Below are 22,900 nucleotides of genomic sequence, written 5' to 3' on the forward strand. Positions count from 1 at the left end.
GGCTGTCCATATTCAATCATTGTTACTTGCTTTGATAAGCAAGCGGTAGTGACCGGGTTGCAGTCCATTGAATATTGCAGAATGGTTATTGGTAAACTGCCAATCGTTATCATATCCTTCCAATTTATACGCGGACCTGTTCTTTCTTGATTTTATAAAATTCAAAACTGCATAATCGACGGTTAGCGCGTTTTGATCATACCTGAGCTGTATGCCCTTTGTCTCCAAAATATTCGCAGAAAGAATTTCACTACTGTCGGATGTAGATATGGGTTTGCCATTTACCGCAAGTCCTGTTAATACAACATTCGGAATTGTATTATTGATTTGAATGTCTTGTGGCGCAAATTCTACCAGCCCTTTGAAGGTGCCGAAAAACATGTGACCATTTTTGTCCCTGAAATACGAGCCGTAGTTGAATGCATTGCTGGGCAATCCATCTTCAACTGTAAAGTTGTGCCATTTTTTTCTTGTCGAATCCAAAACGCTCAACCCGTTATTGGTACTGATCCACAAATTGTCGTGATCATCGCTTAAAATCCCTGTGACTTTATTTCCTGCAAGGCCGTCTGAAGTTGTATATGTTGCAAATATTTTTTTATCAGGATCGTAGAATGTGAGCCCCTCGTAAGTGCCGATCCATATTTTTTTGCGACTGTCTTCAGTTATGCAGTTGATATAATCAGAAGGCAGCCTATCCGGACCATTGCTACGCATGTAACCTGTCAAATCATTTCCGTCCGCTTGCAACCTGCTCAAACCTTGACGCGTGCCAACCCATATGTTGTTTTTTGAATCGTGAAACAGACACGTGATTGCCTTGTTCGTTATCCGGCGGTTAGGAAAAATATTTTCAAATTTCTCAACCCGGCCGGTTGCCATATCAATGATGTTTACATCATTTTCTTCATTGCCTATCCATACACGATTTTTCCCATCAATCAATAGAGCTTTCACATCGTTTGAACTAAGTGAACCTCCTTCTTTACTACTGTTAAACTCTTTTATTTTTTTTCCTGAAGAGTTGAGAACGTTGATGCCGCCTCCGTGTAAACCAACCCACAAATTATTTTGATTGTCTCTGATCAATGTTTTTACCAGGTTTGAACTTAGCGAAGATGGATCTGCTTCATCATTACGGAATTGCTTGAAACGATTCGTCTTTCTATCAAAGAAATTCAAACCTTCCGCTTCTGTACCAATCCAAAGATTACCGGAACCGTCATCAATTATGGGTCCCACTACGTTGCTGGCGATAGTATTCTTTGAGGCTTCGTTTTGGTAAACTTTAAATGGCGTAGATATAGCCTCTGACACGTTAAGGCCGCCAAAAAATGTTGCCACCCAGACAGAACCCTGGCTGTCCTCCATAATGTCATAGATGGAATTAAAATTCAGTGTTCGCTCATTCTGTGGATCGTTCACAAAGGCTTGAAATTTCAACAAGTCAGGATCCACTATATTCAGCCCCCTCAAGGTGCCGATCCAAAGTTTCCCCTTTCTGTCAAGAATGATTTTGCGGATAGCATTACTTATTGGCCCCGCCCCAATATTTTTGCTCTGCACAAAATGCCCGATAGTTCTATCATTGTGGGATATTCTAAACAGGCCATTTGTATTGGTGCCTACCCATATATTTTGATACTGATCTTCTGCTATAGCAGATACCAGGTTGCCAGGTAAAATATGTTTCGTTATTTGCCAAATTGAAGAGCTGCTTGATTGGGATATTGAAATCAATCCATTAGCTGTGCCTGCTAACATTTGCCCGGAGGCACTTTCCAGCAGCTCATTTACATCGAGAAGCGAAGAATCTTTTGTGTCAAGGTGAATTGCTTTGCACTTAAATGCAGAATTGCCTTTAGATGTGATAATGTTTATCCCTGATCTGGTACCTACCCACAAATTCTTCCTTCTATCAATATACAATGCTTTTATCTCGTTATGACAAAGGCTATTCTTGTCAGTAGTGGAATGGTAGTAAACACGAAAAGAGTCCTGCGGGATATTATATACATATAAACCATTGTTGGTACCTATCCATAAATTGTCGTATTCATCAGCACATAACTGCGTTATTTTAATGCTTGCCCCAATGAAATTGTCGCGATAAAATGATTTGAAGACCCTGATTTTTTTTCCATCATAGCGATTCAACCCATCCATGGTACCGGCCCAAATAAACCCTTTGTGGTCCTGGACAACCGACAGTACTGATCCCGACGAAAGCCCATCTTCAACTGTAAGATGTTTAAATACAGGAAGTGACTGAGCCTTAGCTACTCCCATAATCAGTTGTAGCAAAAGCAGCACGACAAGTCCCAATATGGCGCGGACACTATTCATTGGCTTAGCGTTGGTTTACAAAAGCAATCGGGTTTCAAACATAATAAAATTCTGATTAAAAGGCAGATTAATAATCGACCCCTGAACTCTATGAAAATCAAGTCAGGTCTCAGGTTTGGCCCGGTTTTCCCTTCGCCTACACTATCAGGCATTCATGCATCGATAAAAACATAATAAGTAACAAAACATTCATTTTACTGTGGTGATTACTTGCAACAAATTAATAATTGATCAATACAAACTAAACCCTGGATAGCTGCTAAACGTTTAAACAAGAGTCGACCGGATAGCAAAAAGCCCTTGCTATTTTACTAACAACGGCATAAAGTCTTAATACTAACTGGCTAAAGAAGAATGGCTGGATAAACCAGCCATTGCTTGACCCAACCGAACAAACGACAATTTACTATTCCGGACAACATTCAGGGTTTAAAAGCCATTCTATCGTATCTTATTTCCTGATCTTCAACAAATGCATCGCCTTTTATATCACAACAAATTTGATTACAGATTATTTTATAAATAGACAGCAACGCGTTGACTCGCGGACGAAAATGTAGTTACAAACCGGTCTGCAGAAAGTCATTGTTATACACCCCTGTGACAGTTCAAAACTTGCTACACTATTTTAAAACAAAGGTCATCTTTGTTTTCAGCGAGCTCTTTAAACATTTCCTCTCCTATCTCTACCAGATTGGACAGCATAATATTTTCTGTTGTATAATTTTCTTTCTCCCTTATTAAGTCTTTTATCTGTTGCCTATCCATGAATTGTGGTGACTGAATAAAAAAAGACGCATCTTCAATAGTATTACCATTATCTGTAACGGCATACATTGCTAAATAGTAATAGTTTATCATAAACGGAGTGTTTAAATAGAAAAATATTAGCAATACGGAGACGCGATTTTTATAGGTATCGAGGTTATAGTTATTTAATAAATACTATTGCAAACTTACAGGCATGCATATACTATGATGGGGAAAATCGTCCTTAAAAGGAGGATTTTGTATTTGTCGATTTTTTTGTAGTTCTGTATCAGCGAGTGTAAGCTTACAAACAATTTATGTATTTGGTGACTCTGCCGGATTAGCATTATAGACATTGGTTTGAATCCTGGTGAGCAATCGAAACCGGGTTTTGAAAACAAAAAAGCCAGCAAAATATAGTTCTTGCTGGCCTTTTTATATTCAAATTGTTTATTCAAACTTAGTGGCTCTTAAAATAAAATCAACTATTGGTGTTGGATCTGGCAAGCTATGCGGATGATGCTTAAAGCCAGGTTTATGTATAACGGTAATGTCTCCATTTAATTTCTTTACCGCCAGTTCAAAAGGAATCGTATTTTCTGCAGCAGGCACCACTTCATCTGCATCTGCGAGAACGTGCAGCATTGGGTATTTGCCTCTTACAATATCTTTCACTTTATGAATTGGGCTACCGGAAAAATTTGCTGTGTCTTCGTCAGTACTTAAGTTATAATCAACTTTTACTTTTTCCCAATCGTCTTTGCTTCCAGGTCCGGTACCCATGCCACCCGGCCAGCTTTTAAGATCAAGTACAGGATTATCAGCATATACACAGGCAACTTTTTTAGGATTCTCTGCAGCCCAATTGTACACATAGACTCCTCCACGACTCATTCCCTCTAACACAACTTTTTTTGCCAATCCATTTTTATGTAAAAGTTGATAGTAATCGTTCCATATGGAATTAGCTGTCTTATTTCCAAAAAGCTCTGCTACATCACAATACACCACATGAAACCCTCTTTCCAGCAATGCAATATCTGCCTGAGGTTCATGCCCCCAGAATCGTGCACGCCATACCCACGGATGTCCGATCGCCGACCACTTTGGCGCCACAATTTTGCAAGCGTGCCCATTGTAAGTAAAATCAGCACACCGGAAGCCATAAAATGAATTGATTTTTTTTGACTCTTTTATTTTACCGATGAGATCATAACTTGTATCTCTGCTTTGTTTAATTAATTGTGCCAGCCTTTTAGCAATAATTCCTGCGCCTTCGGCATTAGGATGAATCCTATCAGGAAACAATTCCCGCTTTCCGGCAAACAATGAATGCAAGTCTATCACTTCCAGATTGTCTGCATATGCAACCTGTTGAATGAAGGGGATTATTTTGCTTGTAATAACGGGATCATAAATACCGTTACTGTCTGTACCATAGGAGGTCACAGGCAGCATCAATACGACGCGAGGATGTGAACTTAGCTGCCTGAAAGATTGTACCAGTTCGTGCAAATCATTATTAAAGTCGTCATAGAACTCGCGGTTGACCTTTTTACTGTCATTGGTTCCCAGTTTAATGAAGACAATATCCGGCATGCTTTGCAATGCTTGCTGGTAAGTCGTGGTGTTCCAATAAGGTCTGTTGCCCTTTTTCAATAATGTTGCTCCGCTAAAACCAAAATTACTGACCTTATAGCCGTCTCCTAACAATGCCTGCAATTGTGCAGGGTAAGAATTATGTGTCGGGTCTTTGATACCTGCACCTGCTGTGATGCTATTGCCAATGCAAGCCACATTAATAACTTTCTGTGAAATAACATTAAGGGGAACAAAAGCAACTAATAATACCTTGATAATCCAGATAGCACGTCTTTTCATGTCGTTACTAAGGTTATAGTTTTTTAATAAATACTGATTGTAAACTTACTGGCATGTATATACAATGATGGGGTAAAATCGTCCTTAAAAGGGAGGTTTTTATATCCTCTTCAATTTTTGCAGTTCTATATCAGCTTGTATAAGCTTAATTAACAACAGTAAATAAAAAACAATGGCGACTGGGAGGAATGAAAGCAATCTTTTCACCAAAAAGGATTGGTTAACACATTTCATTTCCATTTGTAAGAGTAGATAACTATATAATCGCAAAACTATACACCCGAATATTTGAAAAAAAAGCTAATTTTAAGCCACTTCACTTCAGTGAACAAGAAGGTGAACAAAATAATTTAGGTATTTGAAAGCTTTGCTGGATAAGCATTCTAGATATAGGTTTGAATCCTGACAGGGTCACAAAAGAGGGTTTCAAACCCAGCTAAAAGCCAGCAAATTATTAGTTTGCTGGCTTTCTTGTTTTCAGGCATATCAAAAAAACGATCCTCCAAAAAAAATATCTTAAAAATCGTCTTTAAGCACTACAAAACACAATCAGAAACCTTGAACTATTTCTTTTTGAGAAGAAATGCTTTCCATATATCAGCACTCCTTTTGCGCGCAGTTTTGGTTTTACAAGAATCAACATGAACGAAAAAAGCAATCGATCAATTATAATAAAGTCAACCTAAACTAGAACTAAAATTAGATTTTTATTTATCCTTACACTATAAAACAAATACTTCTTAGTTGTTTTATAGTGTAAGGTTTTAAGCAGCATGCATCAACTATAAGAAATGATTTTACTTTAAAGATTTCAAATAAACAATGTCAATTTGATCAAAATGAATTTCAGAAAATCAATTATCCCTTTCACTGCATGCCTTCTCTCACTAACTGCAAGGTCGCAATCTGTTTACCAATCAGTAACGGAGTTGGCACAACGACGAGTTCCCTGGTTAACGGGACATATCTCCTTTTCGTCTATTGCCAAGGAAAATGGAAAGGACGTATTTGTTTTACAATCCAAAAATGATCGCCTCAACATTTCTGCATCCAGCACCAATGCTGCAGCAAAGGGTCTTGGTTATTACCTCAAAAATTATTGCCATCGTTCGATGTCGCACATGGGCGACAATTTATCTGCCGTTGACAAGTTGCCACAGGTAGCTGAACCAGTAAAAATTGTTTCTGCTGCTGATATCCGTTTTGCTTTAAATTATTGCACCATCAATTATACTATGAGTTTTTATCGCTGGCAGGAATGGGAGCATGAACTGGACTGGATGGCTTTGAACGGCGTAAACCTTGTGCTGGCGCCTGTGGGAGAAGAAGCAGTTTGGCAAAACACTTTGAGAAAACTTGGCTACAATGAAAAGGAAATTACACAATTCATCGCCGGACCGGCATTCTCTGCCTGGTGGCTGATGGGCAACCTGGAGGGATGGGGAGGCCCGGTTACGCAAGGAATGATTGATCAGCAAGCTGCATTGCAGAAAAAAATATTGGCACGACTGAAAGCATTCGGCATGCAACCCGTGATGCAAGGTTTTTACGGCATGGTGCCAACGTCTTTGAAAAACAAAGGAGTTAATTTATTGGAGCAAGGCAAGTGGGCAGGAGGTTTCCAGCGTCCTGCGTTTTTAGCACCTGATAGTAACTTTAAGAAGATTGCAGGCATCTACTATGAGGAACTAAAAAAATTGTATGGCAACGATCTTCATTATTTTGCCGGAGACCCTTTTCATGAAGGTGGAAAATCCGGAGAAATTAATGTAGCGGATTACGGGCAATTGGTGCAGCAGGAAATGCAAAAATACTTTCCTGGAAGTACGTGGGTACTACAGGGTTGGCAAAACAACCCCTCCTCTCAGATACTATCAAAACTGGATAAATCAAAAGTTCTTGTTCAGGAATTATTTGGAGAGAATACCGCTAATTGGGATACGAGAAAGGCCTATGAGGGCACGCCTTTTATTTGGTGCACAGTTACCAATTTTGGTGAAAAAAGTGGTCTTTACGGCAAGTTGCAGCGATTTTCAAATGAAGTACACAGGAGCCATGAAAGCAGTTTCGCTTCGTACATGAAAGGTGTCGGCATAATGCCCGAAGGCATAAACAATAATCCGGTTGTGTGTGATTTTGTTTTGGACCTTGGCTGGCACCAGGAGAAAGTAGAATCTCAAGACTGGATTAAATCATTTGTGCTTGCACGTTATGGAAGGTCGAATGAAAAAATACAGCAGGCATGGGAAATATTTTTACAGACCATCTATAGCAGTTTTGATCGACCACAGGAAGGCCCTTCGGAATCTGTCTTTTGCGCAAGACCTTCAACAAAAGTGGGCAGTGTTTCTTCATGGGGTACCAGGAAGAGAAACTATGACGTGGCCCGGTTTCAGGAAGGTGTAAACCTTTTTGTTGCAGCTGCGCCGGAGATGAACAACAGTGCAACCTATCAGAATGACAAGATAGATTTCGCGCGGCAAGTTTTATCCAACCAAGGTGAAACCGTGTACCAGGATATGATTGCAGCATTTGAGCAAAAAGATATTGCAGCGTTTTCACAAAAATCTGCGCTGTTTTTATCAATGATAAAATTGCAGGATTCATTGTTAAGTTGCAATGAGCATTTTCAACTGTATTCATGGCTTAAGCAGGCGAATGATTTTGGAAAAACAACTGCTGAAAAAAAGCTGGCAATAAAAAACGCTAAAACACAGATCACCTATTGGGGACCCGATAATCCGGCTACCGATCTGCATGAATATGCCAACAAAGAATGGAGCGGATTGATGAAAAACTTTTATCTGCCGCGATGGGAAAAATTTGTTGCAGAATCCATGGCTTCGCTGAAAGGAAAAAATGTTACAGCACCGTTTAATTATTTTTTATTTGAACAAAACTGGGCAAACCAATCAGATCTGTATTTACCGATAAAAATCTCTAAAGCGAAAGAGAATGAAATTATTGGCAAGATCCTCAATGCAACAGATGACAAGCAGATGGCGCCAAAAGCACAGTAAAAAACAACTGTTTTTTTTGAAACACTTACTTTTCAACAACTCTTAAAAGCCTTAAAGCTTTGCTGGATATGCATTCCAGATATTGTCTTGAATCCTGACATAGTCACAAAAAAGGCTTAAAGATGCAATTCTTTAAGCCTTTTTCCTTTTATCATAACACCTTGTAGCTAAAAGTTATCGTGGCAGTGTAACTACTAACGTAGACTTTGAAAATATCGCCAGCTGAAATCGTAACAACAGTTTCAAAATGCAATAAAGGGCAAACAGCATAGTAACTGTTTGCCCTTTATAATGAATCAGCGTTTAGTATCTTATAGTACTTCTTCCAGTTTCTTTTCCAACGCTTCTCCTCTTAAATTGATAGCTATTATTTTACCCTTAGGATCTATTAAGAAATTCTGCGGAATTCCTGTGATGCCATATTTTAGAGCGGCTTCACTGCCCCAGTATTTCAGGTCAGATACGTTGGTCCATGCTCCCAGGTTGTCAGTTTCAATAGCTTTTACCCACTTGTCTTTATCGTTTCCTTTATCTAATGAAACGCTATACACAGTAAAGTTTTTGTCTTTAAACTTGCCATAGGCTTGCACTACATTCGGGTTCTCTTTACGGCAAGGTCCGCACCAGCTTGCCCAAAAATCGAGCAATACATATTTACCACGGAAAGATGAAAGCGCCACCGGTGTTCCTTCAGGAGTGTTGAGTGTAATATCTGGCGCTATGCTTCCTACCATAATGGTTAACTGACCTTCGGTTCTTTTTGCAAAGGCAAGACCTTCTGGTGAGTTGCGCAGTTTCTCCGGCAAGGTTTTGTATAGATCCAATGCTTTTCTAAGATCTTCTTTTGAACCACCTGCAGCACGGCCAAAGGCATAGAAGTAAATTGGGGAGTTGGGATTTTCTTTTATGTATTTACCATACACTTCTTCACGAATCATTGCCTGCTCTTTTATGATGCCTTCTTTCGCTGCCTGCCTTTCTTCAGGAGTAGCATTTTTGTCGAACATTACTTTGTTAAGCACCGGAGTTTGCACTTGCAATGCACTCGCTTTTTTATTTAGCTTTTCATATTCTGTATGGCTTTTTGATCCGCTAACTGTATAGTTTACATATTTGTCTTTGCTGGTGATCTTAATATTTCCCGGCTCTACATACACTTCCAATCTGTTGGTGTTTGGTCCGTTCATCATAATGCCGACTGTAGTACGCCTTCCGGGAACACTTTCAGCGCCAAGCAGGGAAACCATTAGCGGAGCCGTTACTTGCAAATGAAGCTGATAGGCACCGTTTACAACATCTGCACTGTCTACATGTTTAGTACCATCTTCGGTCCAAAACATAAGGATCTTATTGAACTTGTCTTCCACATTCACAAATTTGCCGGATATATTTACATCCTTCAGTGGTCTGGGTTCGGTTTGGGAGTGCGCTGCAAATGGCATAGCAAGCATCATTAAGCCCATTAATCTAAAACGATTCATTGTCTGTTTTTTGTTTTTTATTATTATAAATTCCATTTGTAACTCATGTTCTTGATCTTACCGTACCCTTCGGTTATTCTTTCGCTGGTTTTATCTATGGTACCATTTGAAGGGTCGATAAAATAGCTGTACACTTTACCCGTCTTAGTCGTTTCGTTCCATGTAGCGATGTATACTATTTTGTTCGCATTGGGTAATATGGCAAGCTGGATGGCCGGGTAATAAAACTTCTGCAATCTCACACAGGTCACGGTTTCGCCAGCAGGTGCTGACCATGCCAGATCCGCCGGAAGTCCCGAATTGTATTTAAACAAATACACGCCGGAAGAGGCTCCATACAAAACATATTGCCCTGCAAAGGCCGTTGCCATCGTGTTGGCGTTCTGTACATTTGGGCTGGTGGACATATCGATTTTTTTCAGGCCCACATTATTTGTGGTGCCCATAAAGTTGGCCACCATAAGGTAGGAATTAGTACCATCGCCCATAATGCTATACTCATAGTTAGTAAGGCCCCAGTCGTTTGCTTTCATGTCCAGCCCCACGTTGTCCACATTAAACTGCGTGGTCGCAAGTTGTGTGGGGAATCTTGTAACGGCTACTCCGTTGGCCGCCACGTATGCAAAGCGTTTGTTGGTTTTATCATACACAACCGCGTCATAAGCTGACCCATAATAGTATGGTGTCCAGCTATCAATCTGCCCGTAGTCGCCTCCCAGCGCAGCACCGAAATAATTTGTTCTGTATGATCCTGATGAAATGAAATTGGTTACATGCACTTTATTATCGTTCACCACTAATTCTTTTCGTGTATTGTTTCCAGTTAGAAATTGAATGGATTTATTTGCGGGTGCGGTCCAGAACAATTTATTGAACGGATAGGTGATCGTAAATGAAGATTTGTCCACTCCCACCATGTCATTCTCTGACGCGATCAATACATCTCCCGAGGATAGCGGTGCAATGGAATGAACCAGGGACACTGGCTTCCCGTCGAGCGCTGCACCATTGGTGTTTTTAATTACATCCAGGAATTGGCGCGGCTTCGTAACACCTGTTTTTACTCTTTCATCTACAATGATGCCTACATCTGTTTTTCCTTCTTTTTCATACAATACCATCCAGCCATCTGAAAGCACTTCAGATACCTGCAGGTTAAAGCGCTGATATGTCTCCACCTGTGTGTTCAGGTCTTTTACCGCCAAATGAACGATCCATTTACCGGCAGATTTGGTGATGGGCACTTTAAGGTTTATCTGGTGAGATAAAGTATCACGCGTATAAACAGGCGTGCCTACGTACCCCTGGAAAATTACCCAGGTAAATTCCAGTTTGCCAGACACTTCTTTTTCGGAAGACACTAACTTTCCGTTAAGATAGATCTCCGGTTGAATCGTCAATGTATCATAACGGTACACCGCGTAATCTGCCTGTATATTGTTCACGCTTGTGTCAATAACGATATTGTCAAGGGTTTTATAATCATAATTCCCTTTATCCTTGTAGCAACTGTACATTCCCAATATCAGGAGTACACAGCTTATGATGCTTATTATTTTTTTCATACTTGTTGTAAATAATTATGGGAAAACGACTTCACTATTATTTTCATCCATCAACGGGCCGTACTTGTTTTTATATGCCAGCAGAGCGGCTTTGCATAAATTCTGGAAGTAAGCTGCCTGTGTTGCAGTAATTGTATTGTCAGCCAGCACCGGGTCCTTGGCAACTGTATAATAAATTTTAAAGTTGGCCATGCCCGTTGTTTGAATGATAAAGGCATACTTCACATTGCTATACGTGCCAAAGTATTTGCTCATGGTGAAGTAAGGAGATGTTGCAACATCCCAGTTGTCAGGCTTCGATACGGCATTTTTAAAAATAACAGTAAGATCACTTAACTCTTCTGCGCCTTCCAAAAAGTCAGTGGACTCTTTTAACTTAAAAACAATTTTCCCTGTGCTGTTCGTAAACTCCGTGTAACCTGCAGGCTTGTCGATGTAGATGGGAAATCTTCCTTCGTACTGTCTGGCTTTAATGGTGTATTTGCCAAAAGTATAATACACACGGTTGGTGTCACCTGATACAGCTTGTAATTCAAATTGCGTATCGTGCTTCAACGGAAAACCAGAAAGCCTGTAATTAAACATAACAGAATCCCTGCCGGTTATGGTGTAGGCAAAATTGTGTGTAAAGCTGTCCTCAACAACAGTGCCGGAGCCGAGCCAGATATTGATTGCGTTTCTCTCTTCGGGAAAGGGATATGTATGCTCTTTCGTGCAGGAAAAGAGAAAGCAACTGATGATGAATATTAAAAATTTAGACTGATGCATGTTTTGTAGTATTATCGGTTAGTTACTCTGTTTGCAGCTTCATACTCTGAAGCCGGCAGCGGGAAAATATATGCCTTAAGGCCAACGAGGTCTTTGTCCGATCCGCGGATGGAAGCCATGTTCCAGCGCTTGTAGTAATAAAACAACTGGCCCTCTCCTATGAACTCCTTTCTGTATTCATTTGTCATAACAGATCTGAAGTCCGCTGGCGCAGTGGTCATTTGAGCCACACCTCTCGCTTTTCTAACAGGGTTGAAATCTTTCAATACATCGGTGCCATCGTGATAATCGCACTCGGCAAGTATGTAATAGATCTCAGCGAGTTTCAACATCGGCATTTTATTTTGATAGTATGTTTCGGTAGAGGCCGATTCGGAATATTTGAGTGTATATCTTTTATCTGTATTGATGCTTGTTCCATTTTCGAACAGATACAAATAGCGATAGTCGTCCGTGTTATTCTCGTAGTAAGAAAGTAGCGTGGCAGAGTTTAGCGAAAAAACAGCAGTGCCTTCTTCTGAAAGATAGTTTACTGAATTCTGGTTCAGGTTAGTGATCTGCAACGCAAACAAATGCTCGGGAGCGCCGCTAAGGTCCGTTCCGTTGATAAAGTTTGCCTGTGTGGAGAATGAAAACTTACCAGAATTGATAACAGCCTGTGCGCTTTCACGTGCTTTCGCATAATCGCCCATGTACAAGTATATTCTTGCCAGCAGGCCTTCTACTGCATAATAGTTCAAATGTAATTGCCTGTTGATGAGGTATCCGTTGTCATCAAACTCAGTTACCTTCTTTCCTGTAAAAACAGGATCGACTTTTAGTAGTTCTTTTGCTGCCAGCAAGTCTTCCAGAATTTTACTGACCACTTCGCTAACTTTATATTGCGAAGTTTGCTGCGCAGTGTACTGTGTTACATAAGGGATGGAATATTGAGATGCATTAATGGTATAGCTGGTACCAAAACATCTCAACAGATCGAAATGAATAAAGCCTCTCAATGCCAATGCCTCGCCCTTTATGATATTGTAGTTATCTCCCTTGAAAACTTTTTTCGCATCAATGTTCCCTAAAATATTATTGGTATTGCTTAAAGCCTTGTACATATTGCTCCATACGCCTTCTATTCTGTTCTGCGATAAAGTGGCTGTGTAATTGTAATTGCCATCATCATCATAAGCTGTCGGATAAGTAACCCATTCATGAGATAGCACGCCCATCATTCCGTAGGTAAGCTCTTTGCCGTAGAGCGATTCGTTTGTAAGGATGGTATATACACCGGCCAGCGCTTCTTTAAAGCCGGACTCATCTTTAAACAGTTCCGAATCTTTGATTTGCGAATTGGGTTGTACATCAAGCCATTTGCTGCATGAGGTAAACAGCAGTGCAGTGAGTATGATTGCGAATGTTGTGTTTATCTTTTTCATGCCTGTAATTAAAAAGTGGTTTGAATTGAAAATGAGAACGTACGGGAGAAAGGATAATCTGTACCGCGCTCCGTTCTTACATCTGAAGCAATAAACACTTCGGACATATAGAATCCCAGTTTCAGATTTTCCAGGTGATACTTCTTAATGTTTTTCCATTTGAAGTCGTAGTAAGCATTCAATGTTGAAAAAGTCAGGTCTGATTTCGTCTGGTAAAATCTTGTTGTTGGCCTTGTGATTGTGGGCGTTGCGGTGATGCCTTTAAAAAAAGACTGATCGCCCGCCTGGTGCCAGGTATTGTTCAACACTCTTTCATCAACATTGTAGGCAATATTTACATTCTCTACTCTGTTAACCAAGGTTGCGTTGTAGTAGCCCGCATCTATTGAATAACGCATGGATGCAAACAGTCCCCAACCTTTATACTCCATACTAATTCCAAAATTACCGTTCAGCTTAGGGTCAGTAACTCCTGCAACAACCTGGTCATCCGGATTCCATGTGTAAGTAGTTTTTCCTCCTTTGGTCAAAAACAATTCTTTTCCGTTAACCGGATCAATGCCAAGTGATGGTACGGCCCAGATAGAATTGATGGATTGTCCTTCCTGGTAACGCGTTTTCGGCGCATTCAGATTTGTTTCGCTTGCATCCTGTTCATCGTTCTGGCGCTTAAGCGCATCCGATATTTGAGTGATCTTATTTGTTGTATGAGCAAAGGAAGCATTCAATGTTACATAAGATTGTTTGCGCGGGTTACCATAAAGCTGGTAGCTGATAGTACCTTCGTATCCTTTCTTTTGCAGCGATCCTAAATTCTCTTTGTACGTATAAAACCCGGTTGAAGGAGGCAATGTAAAATCTATCAACAGACTGTTTGTATTGCTCAAATAATAGTCGAAGCGAATGTTCAATTTGTTGAACAGCTTAAGATCCATACCAACGTTGTAGTCTGTTGTTTCCTGCCACTTCAGGTTGTTGTTTGCCAGCGCATATAGGTAACCGCCGGAAATATTATCGTAAGTGCTGCTTGTAAAGAAACTATAGGTAGCCATTGACTGGTAAGGATTGAAATTCTGGCTTCCCGTTGAACCTACTGAACCTCTTAACTTCATTAGGTTGATATATTTCTGGCCCTTCAAAAATGATTCGTTATGAATGTTCCATCCTAAGCCTAGCGACCAGAACGTGCCCCAGCGATTGTCTGCACCAAATACTGACGAAGCATTTCTGCGAATACTCACATCTGCTAAATACCGGTTGTCATATGAATAGTTACCAAATGCAATGAGACCAACTTCTCTTTTGGATGATTCGCCGCCAGACGGCACGCCGTTCTCTTCGTATTGTTTTGCAAAAGTGATGAAGTCTACCCTGTTGTTAAGAAAGCCCCACGCTGTCATACCATGGCTTTGATTTTTAGATGCTGTTACATTCCAGCCTCCGTTGGCAAACAAAACATGTTTTCCGTATGTCTTGGACCAGTTCGCAAAAAGATCAGAACTAAGATTGTCGTTCACGCCATCTTTGATTGAGTAAGAACCACGTTTATAATACGAGTCACCTGTCCACAAAGCAAAGCTTGTATGATCTCCGGGAAGAAATACTTCTGCGGAATTTCCATTGTAAGTATAGCCAACCCTTGCAGTTAATTTCAAATTTTGAAGAGCCTGGTATTCTACATAAAAATTTTCTGTAACCTCGTTGTATTTTGAAAAGTTTTTGGTTTCCAGTTGTGCATTGTACAACGGGTTAAAATAATACAACGGAGTTGACGACGCTGTTGATTGGTAAGTGCCCAATAGTTTTTGCACATTTCCATTTTCATCCGTCGGAGAGTAATACGGGTTTAGTGAAGTGTATTCAGAAAAGCTACCGTAAGGAGAGTTGTTAGCCTTATTAAAAGTCAGGTTCAGAATATTGCGAAAGTTAACTTTGCCGCTTCTGTAAGACAAGTTGATTGAACCTCCCATTGTTTGGCGGTCAGAGCCTTTCATTACACCCGCAACTTTATTGTAGTTAAGATCTACACCATAGCGCATGGCTGAGGAGCCTCCCTCGAGGTAAAGAGATTGCTTATGGCCAAAGCCTGTTTGCAACGGCTTCGACAACCAGTAAGTGTTTACACCCCTTTCAATATTTTGAAGGATGCCGTTGTATTCTTCATTTAAAAACTGTTGTGTAAATGGCTGCGTAGATGTATAACGTCCCGCATTTTTTTCCACCTGCAATTTTTCACGGGCATTTGTAAGATTATAAGAATTCAGATCAGGCACTTCCACGTTGAAATTTCCATTATAGGAAATACGCATCTCTCCTTCTCTTGGCTTAAGTGTTTCTATAACCACCACACCGTTCGCAGCCTTTGATCCGTAAATCGCTTTAGCAGCAGCGTCTTTCAGCAGCGTGATAGATGCCACTCTGTTCATATCCAGGTCAAAAACTTTTTGAAGAGTGGCTTCAAAACCATCTAAAATAAATAAAGGTTCGTTAGGGTTCCCGGCGTATTCGCCTTTTACGTCATCCAATCCTGATTTGCCTCTCATTTGAATTTCGGGCAATGCATTGGGATTAGAGCCAAGGGATAAATTATCAGTTATTACAAATGAAGGGTCAAGGTTTTGCAAACTCTGCAACACGTTTTTATTACCGGCTTTTTTAAGATCTTCTGCTTTATAAGTAACTGCACTTCCTGTAAAGCTGTTTTTTGCTTGTCGCGAATAACCTGTCACCACTACATCTTCATTCTCTTCTACGCGTTTTTGCATTACGACAACAATCGGAAATTTTGTTTTTTCCGTCACTACAATTTCTTTCTCTTTATAACCAGTGTGGCTGAAAACCAATGTGGCATCCAGTTTATCCAAAGTAAGAATAAACTCTCCCTGACTATTGGAGGTGGTGCCTATTTTGCTATTTCCTTTTAATACGATGGAAACATTTGGAAGAGGCTTTTTCTCATCATCGAAAACCTTTCCTAAAATTTTAGGTGTGGCCTTAACTGATGTCATTGGCACCTGACTAAGCAGTGAAAGAGGTAATAGTGTGACTGCCAGCAGGAACACAAGAGAAGATTTCCATCTTGCCCATAAGCGCAACTTTTCTTTCATAATGTAGTGTGTGATTGTTTTGGTTTTAAATAATAAACAGGTCCTCTTTTCACCGCCACTATTTTCAAATGGCGCAGATTGATTGGGCCCTTTATTTTCTCAGGAAGTTTTACAGTTTATTGCAGATACTTTTATTCATTTCAGTTTTTAGGTAACGTGTTCTCAAACTTTGCTTTCCAGGGATATTGTTCATCGTTCGCCAGGTTATTATCCCATGCATGATGAAAGTGTTGTGTAGGCGCACCGGAAACAACTAAATATAATCTGCTGGTATTATTGGGAACAGTAAATGATGCGGAACCTGAATTGCTGCTGTTCATGGCACCATACTCAACACTTCCTGTACTTGTAACAGCTACGAAGCCCCAGCGCCAACCTGCATACTGGTCGTATGTTGTGTTGTACAGGCTGTTGCCTTTAACACCTTCGAATGCAACTTGTACAACAGTGCCTGCTGCCGGAACAGTTAACTGCAATGCATTGAATCCATAGTTTTGAACACACCTGGAAGTGTCTATGATATAATAACCATCGCCCATTGCGTTTACTTTGGCATTCTGTGTATAAGACGCAGATGATGACAGCACGTAATTGGTGTAGTAAGATTTATGAAGAAAATTCCAGTTCAATGTTCTTCTTGCATAATCGTATATCTCATCATTAAACTGAGACTGGTTAATACCGGTAATGCGTTGGTATGCTTCCACAGCATCTTCTCCCGTTATTGCCTGCTGCCAAAGCTTTCCAACAAAGTCAATACCATGTAGCAAATGCCAGTATTGAAGATGATAGAAGTTGCTGTAGCGGTTATCCTCGTGCAATAAATTCAAATGCGTTTTTGGAAGAAAGGAAGGTATGTAACTGAAGTATGCGGTTGGATAAAGCAGCGTGGCCTGGTATTGCGCAGTTTGCTCCCATATTTGCCCGATATAATTTTGACTGCCGGTAAAAGCATAATTTCCATCGCAGCTGTTCAGGTATTGAAATGTATGCCCGATCTCATGTGCCAGTGTTGCATTATCATTGGCAGCACTATAGTTTATCCAGATGGCGCCTGTCTGGCTATCATAACCGGAGCCCGTTGCCAGCCAATCGGCTTGCTCGTACAACATTATTATTGTTCTGTATTGATCGGCCTTTGTTTGTCCCGCCTTTACAAAATGCATGGTATCGTAGTAGAATTTATAGTCGTGCTCGATATTACTCAGCATCGTTTTGATATCTACTTTTTTTGTTGCTGAAGAGGAAGGGTCGCTACCAAATCCTTTTTCCCAAAACACAACAGCATTGTCTGACCAATCCATCCTTTCGTATGACCATTGGCTATTGTTGTCATTAAAATTGTTTGACTTCAATTGATTGGGCATATATATGGATTTGCCGCCGGGCCACCACAAAACGTTTTGCGCAGGATTGTTGTTTAGCTTGATCACTGCATCATAAATTCCTTCTCCGGTAACATTCAGGGTAACATCAAAATTGATGGCTGTTTTGTTGAGCAATGACGCGGCTTTAATAGTACCCTTCAGCACACTGTCTTGTTCCAGCACCGGAAACCTGTTGATAGGAGAACTAAGGATAATCGCGTCAGACGATTTAACAGTTGTAGTCCATGGATTGATAGCCGTTAAAGAAAAGTTGCTGGTCCAATCGATATTCTCAGGAATGATTATTCCCTTATCTCTGTTATCAGAGATCTTCAATCTCAGATATGTTTTTGACGCCTTGTAATTGGGGATCGTAGCTGCTACATCATTCAGGTAAGAACCACTAAGCTTTGTAACATTCACGCTTGCCTGAACAGCGTTTGCTTCTGTACTATATTTCCAGTTTGCCTTCACTGGTGCGAACACACTTTCTGTCAATTCAATACTGGCAATATTTGAAAGCGTATATGTTTTATCATTCACTTTCGCCTGCACCAAAATGTAATAAGTACCAGAGCTAATATTTTGAGTGGTCGCTCCTTCTATGGTAATCACTCCTGTCGCAGCATCAATGCTTACTCCACTCTTTTCTGTTTGCGTGTATTTGGCAATAACAGCAGCTTCGGTGAGGTCAGTATTTTTATTTACCGGCTGGCTCCATGTGCCTATAGAATATTTATCTAAAAAAGCAGAGACGGTTTTGCCGGAAGTATTTCTTACATCCAAAATACTGAACTGAACATTTGCGGGAAAATCATGCACAATTGATGCGCTGGTAAATTTTGCACCTTTGGCAACTTTAAAAACATTGCTTGCATAAGAAGCTGTATAAGTAGTCTCTTCTCCGGGCGCGGATCCTTTGCTACCCTTACTGCAAGACAATAGAATGACCAGCACGGTATAACATACCGCTAATGACAATATTCTCATAAGCAGAAAATTCCTTAAAGCGAGTTGGAAAGTTGGTTAGTTAAAACAGACTTTGACAGTTTTCTTGTCTGTGATGGTATATGAAAACAACATTTGCTTTGACATGTCATCTATCAGCTCCGGAAAGCTCACCTGCTGAAAGTGTGCAGTATATTTTCCTGCAACATCTGGCTGGCTGGTAGCACAAAGCTCTATAACGATGCCATATTTGTTTTGTAGAATTGCTGCGATCTCGTTAAACGAAGCGTTATTAATATTCACTCTTAGCGCCATCTGGTTCAACACTTTCAGTTGCTCGGATGAATCGAGTTTATTCAACGCCACTTCATTGATCATCACTTTGGCCATCGGAGTCATTTTCATACTCTTCGGTTTCGTTTCCCGGCATACAGTATCAGCAGTCACTACAGAGTCCTTTACCAAAGCAGGCACTGACGACAATTTCTTTTCATGTTGTTTAGTTTTAGATTGATGTACATTAACTTTTTGCGGATAAGCATGCAATGTATTGGAAGCTACATGCTCGTCAACGGGTTCCTGTTTTACAATGGTTTTGGCAATTGTTTGATTGCTTTTTTGCGGGCCGGTTTTATCAGACATAAAATAGTAGGCACCGGCAATTATAAAAGCCAAAACAGCTGCTGCAGCCACCAGTCGAGGCAAATAACGCACTACACCCCTGCTTATTTCTTTCGGTTTTACCGTTTCTGAAACAGAAGATTGCTCCTCAAGATGTTCGTGCCAGTAAGACTCAAGGAATTGTTCAAACACCTTTTGGTTTTGTGGTTCCATGAGCCATTTTTCTACAACGGCAACGTCCCGGTCAGAACAGGTTCTCTCGAAATAATTTTTTAAAAGTTCGTTTGTCACTTTGCGTAAGACTTTTGAATCAAAAATCTAAATACTATACAATCTAAAAGGTAAATGCACCTAATCGTTTTTAAATTTTTTTGGATTTTTTTCATTTTCATGAAAAACCCATCTTTTTCAAGATCTCTTTTAACTGTTTGGTGGATTGGTTAATGTGGTTTTCTACCGTGCTTTTGCTAATGTTCAGCGTTTTGGCGATTTCCTGGTTACTATATCCCTCTATGCGGGACATTGCAAAAACCTCTCTTCGTTTGTGGGATAACTGTTGAAGAATTTGTTGAAGGAGCTGGTTAACTTCATTGGCCCTTATTTCATCATGCGCAATCTCTTGCCGACCAACGGACTCCTCATATTTGCGTGAGACAATTTGTTTCCTGACTTCGTTATATATGGCATTTTTAGCAATTGTAATCAGATAAGACTGTAGGGATAAATCCTCTTTTAAAGTGTCCCTGTGTTCCCAAAGCTTAATGAAGGTTTGTTGAATAACATCCCTGATATTTTCGTGTGCGATGTTTAATTTCAACAAAAAGGAATAGAGCACTTCGCTATATGCATTATACAAGGCAACAAACGCCTTTTCATCGCCTTGCTTCAATTGAATAATAAGTTCCTTTTCATTATTTAAACGCATAATCAAGCCTTAATTGTTAACCAGAGGTTTCTAAAATACAAAAAAAAACAACACTATAAGTCTACAAAAGTAATAGACTTATAGTGAAAAATAAATTCCTGATCAACAAAATTCATAAAGCCAACTTCTTGAATCCTATTTCACTCTTGTGTAGGTGGGACAAAAAAAAACACCATTAGTATGGTGTTTTTTTCTAATAGACTTTTGGACGATATTCCGAATTATGGGTAGTTATTAAAGATTACTTCTTTATCGCGTCTAATAATCTTTTGGAAATGCCTGGGCTGTCCGTTTGTGCCACATTGAGCATATTCGTATCAGTAGCTATTCTTTGCCTCTGCTCCCATAGTCAGTACAAGCTTTCCTCCTTTTACAACATCTGCGTATTTAATAAACGGTGTATGGAGATCTTTCCCATCGAGCGAAAAAGATTGAACATATATATTGTCCTTGTTATTATTTTTTGTTTCAATTACAAACTTCTTTCCGCTATAATATTTCTTGCTTGGCTGAATGGTAATGCGGTCAAACAAAGGGCTTCCAATGCCAAATGATGGCTGTGGTTCAGTAAGGCCTTTTATGTCAAACAACCCTATTGAAGACATCACATACCAGGAGCCCAATTGTCCCTGATCTTCATCTTGCCCAAATCCATAGCCATGAATTCCTTCAGTACCATAAAATTTATCGCATATAGCCCGCACCCATTTTTGGGTTAAGGATGGCTTATCAGAAAAATTGAACATCCACGAAATATGCAGGTTAGGCTGATTACCGTGATTATAAACGCTTTCGATACCGGCAAACGCGTCGATATTATCTCCGCCTCCAAAATATTGTTTATCCGAAATGATGAACGTACTGTCAAGCCTCTTATTGAACTCATCTTTTCCAACTTTGGCAATTAAAGTAACAGGGTCATGTGGCACAAAATAGGTATACTGATAAGCGTTACCTTCCTGGAAACCGCGCCATGGCTTGGACGGATCAAAATTGCTGATAAACTTTCCTTCGGCATCTTTGGGATGCATGAGTTTCAATTGCGGATCAAATATCTGCTGCCATGCATTTGATAAACCGTTTAATTGATTGTAATCGTTCTCTTTTCCTAATGCCTTTGCCCATTGAGCTACAGCATATGTACTAAACGCATATTCAAGTGTATGCGAAGCGGAAAACTGCCAGAGTTCGCCGCCGCCTTTGCCTTTGTCCAGATGGTTTACATATCCGTATTTCAGAAAGCGATCCACATCAAGTTTGCCTGCACCGTTTGGACGGTTTTGCCAGCCTATTTCATTTTTCAATGATGCCTCATATGCAAGGTTCACATCAAAATCTCTAATACCAACATTATAGGCGCTCGCCATAATAATACTCACCATATTGGTGCCCACTCCTGAAACATATTTGCTATTTGCTATACCATCGCCCAGCCAGCCGGCATCTTTATATACCAGCAACTGGCTTTTAATAAAGTCAGAATAGTATTCAGGATAAACAACGGACCAAAGCTGCGTAAGGTTCCAGTATGCTCCCCACACCGCATCGGTATTATAATGATTATATAAAGGCTTATTATTTTTCCCTAAAGGTATTTGCCCAACACCTCCATCATTTTTGGGATAAGCCCCATTTACATCACTCGCCAGGCCTCTGCCCAATAAAGCATGATAAAGGCCTGTATAGAATTTCACTTTATTCTCTCTGACAGGTGTCTCTACTACAATTCTTCCGAGGTACTCATTCCACTCCGCCTGTGCTTTTTGTTTGGCCTTGTCGAATGTAAGACCAGCGGCTTCTTCTTTAAGATTCAATCTGGCATTTTCAATGGAAGTATAAGACAATCCGGCTTTTATTGTAATAGCCTCATTCTGCTTTGTTGAAAATGAAAGGTACGCACCTGCCCCTTTGCCGGAAATTTCTGTTTTGCCTTTCGTTATTTCATTCCCACGAAACACGCCGTATGCTGTTGGCTTTTTATCAAGTACCGCGGAAAAATATATTGTTACTTCAGCACCTGCCTGGTATTTCTGTACATACACCGGCAACGTTATTACATAGCCCTCTATTCTTCCATCAGGCAGTATGGTAACTTTTGCATCTTTTACCGGACCGCTCTCACCTTGCACATTGCCTATATCAAATAAAATATGCGACTCATTCGAAGCAGGAAATGTATAGCGGTGATAGGCCACACGCTTTGTAGAAGTTAGTTCTGCTTTAATGTTGTAATCTTTTAGCAGAACAGAATAATAACCTGCAGTTGCTACTTCATCTTTCTTATCAAAACGTGAACGATAGCCATTATCAGGGTTTTCAAGTTTGCCCGGTGTTGTTTGCAATGGGCCCGTAATTGGCGCAAACACAACTCCCCCTACCTGGAACTCGTGAAAATTAGGAAAGCCTTCAATGGAAGTGTGGCGGAAATCATAACCTGTAGCATCCCAACCGTGCATATTGCCGTAACTGCCGTTTGTAGACGGTGCAGGCTTGGCCATTCCAAAAGGAGATGCGCCGGGTGTGTAATGGAACCAACGACAATGCGCGGTGCCAATGTTGGGATCAACATATTGAATAAGGCTTTGCTTTTCCTGCGCACGCAATATTTGTATTGAACTTATAAATATTGCTGTGCAAAACAACATGATTTTAAATTTCATAAAGACAAGACATTTTTTAAAGTACCGCTCGTTAAAA

13 protein-coding genes are annotated in these 22,900 nt (G+C 40.2%); 1 reads left to right on the forward strand and 12 read right to left on the reverse strand.

The features are described from left to right. Positions 1-12 precede the first annotated feature (12 nt). The 3 genes from KTO63_RS13620 to KTO63_RS13630 form a co-directional block, all read right to left on the reverse strand. Positions 13-2,346: a ligand-binding sensor domain-containing protein gene (locus KTO63_RS13620; RefSeq protein ID WP_217791882.1), complete on the reverse strand. Its 2,334-nt coding sequence runs from the start codon at positions 2,344-2,346 to the stop codon at positions 13-15. Positions 2,347-2,964: 618 nt separating this feature from the next. Further along, entirely contained in the window at positions 2,965-3,207 is a 243-nt protein-coding gene (locus KTO63_RS13625; protein WP_217791883.1) for a hypothetical protein, read from the reverse strand. Between the two features lie 339 nt (positions 3,208-3,546). Beyond that, on the reverse strand, positions 3,547-4,977 hold the full coding sequence (locus KTO63_RS13630) for a GDSL-type esterase/lipase family protein (RefSeq protein WP_217791884.1): 1,431 nt from the start codon (positions 4,975-4,977) through the stop codon (positions 3,547-3,549). An 839-nt stretch (positions 4,978-5,816) separates the two neighbouring features. On the opposite strand from KTO63_RS13630, the gene KTO63_RS13635 reads away from it, so the two are divergent. After that, positions 5,817-7,997: an alpha-N-acetylglucosaminidase gene (locus tag KTO63_RS13635; protein WP_217791885.1), complete on the forward strand. Its 2,181-nt coding sequence runs from the start codon at positions 5,817-5,819 to the stop codon at positions 7,995-7,997. 311 nt (positions 7,998-8,308) lie between these two features. On the opposite strand, the gene KTO63_RS13640 is transcribed toward KTO63_RS13635, so the two are convergent. The 9 genes from KTO63_RS13640 to KTO63_RS13680 form a co-directional block, all read right to left on the reverse strand. Next, positions 8,309-9,478, reverse strand: coding sequence for a TlpA disulfide reductase family protein (locus KTO63_RS13640; RefSeq protein ID WP_232373170.1), 1,170 nt, complete (start codon positions 9,476-9,478; stop codon positions 8,309-8,311). Positions 9,479-9,501: 23 nt separating this feature from the next. Continuing rightward, positions 9,502-11,043: a PKD-like family lipoprotein gene (locus KTO63_RS13645; protein WP_217791886.1), complete on the reverse strand. Its 1,542-nt coding sequence runs from the start codon at positions 11,041-11,043 to the stop codon at positions 9,502-9,504. Positions 11,044-11,058: 15 nt separating this feature from the next. Beyond that, a complete protein-coding gene (locus KTO63_RS13650; protein ID WP_217791887.1) occupies positions 11,059-11,811 on the reverse strand; it encodes a DUF4843 domain-containing protein in 753 nt (250 codons plus the stop codon). A gap of 11 nt (positions 11,812-11,822) precedes the next feature. After that, positions 11,823-13,235: a RagB/SusD family nutrient uptake outer membrane protein gene (locus KTO63_RS13655; protein WP_217791888.1), complete on the reverse strand. Its 1,413-nt coding sequence runs from the start codon at positions 13,233-13,235 to the stop codon at positions 11,823-11,825. 8 nt (positions 13,236-13,243) lie between these two features. Next, positions 13,244-16,342: a SusC/RagA family TonB-linked outer membrane protein gene (locus tag KTO63_RS13660; protein WP_217791889.1), complete on the reverse strand. Its 3,099-nt coding sequence runs from the start codon at positions 16,340-16,342 to the stop codon at positions 13,244-13,246. A gap of 140 nt (positions 16,343-16,482) precedes the next feature. After that, on the reverse strand, positions 16,483-18,699 hold the full coding sequence (locus KTO63_RS13665; protein WP_217791890.1) for a DUF6055 domain-containing protein: 2,217 nt from the start codon (positions 18,697-18,699) through the stop codon (positions 16,483-16,485). Between the two features lie 36 nt (positions 18,700-18,735). Further along, positions 18,736-19,491, reverse strand: a complete 756-nt coding sequence (locus KTO63_RS13670; protein ID WP_217791891.1) for a hypothetical protein — start codon at positions 19,489-19,491, stop codon at positions 18,736-18,738. Between the two features lie 175 nt (positions 19,492-19,666). Further along, positions 19,667-20,203, reverse strand: a complete 537-nt coding sequence (locus tag KTO63_RS13675) for an RNA polymerase sigma factor (RefSeq protein WP_217791892.1) — start codon at positions 20,201-20,203, stop codon at positions 19,667-19,669. A gap of 317 nt (positions 20,204-20,520) precedes the next feature. Further along, on the reverse strand, positions 20,521-22,863 hold the full coding sequence (locus tag KTO63_RS13680) for a GH92 family glycosyl hydrolase (protein WP_232373171.1): 2,343 nt from the start codon (positions 22,861-22,863) through the stop codon (positions 20,521-20,523). Positions 22,864-22,900: the final 37 nt, after the last annotated feature.

It is taken from the genome of Pinibacter aurantiacus, from assembly GCF_019130065.1.
In the GTDB taxonomy this organism is placed as follows: domain Bacteria; phylum Bacteroidota; class Bacteroidia; order Chitinophagales; family Chitinophagaceae; genus Pinibacter; species Pinibacter aurantiacus.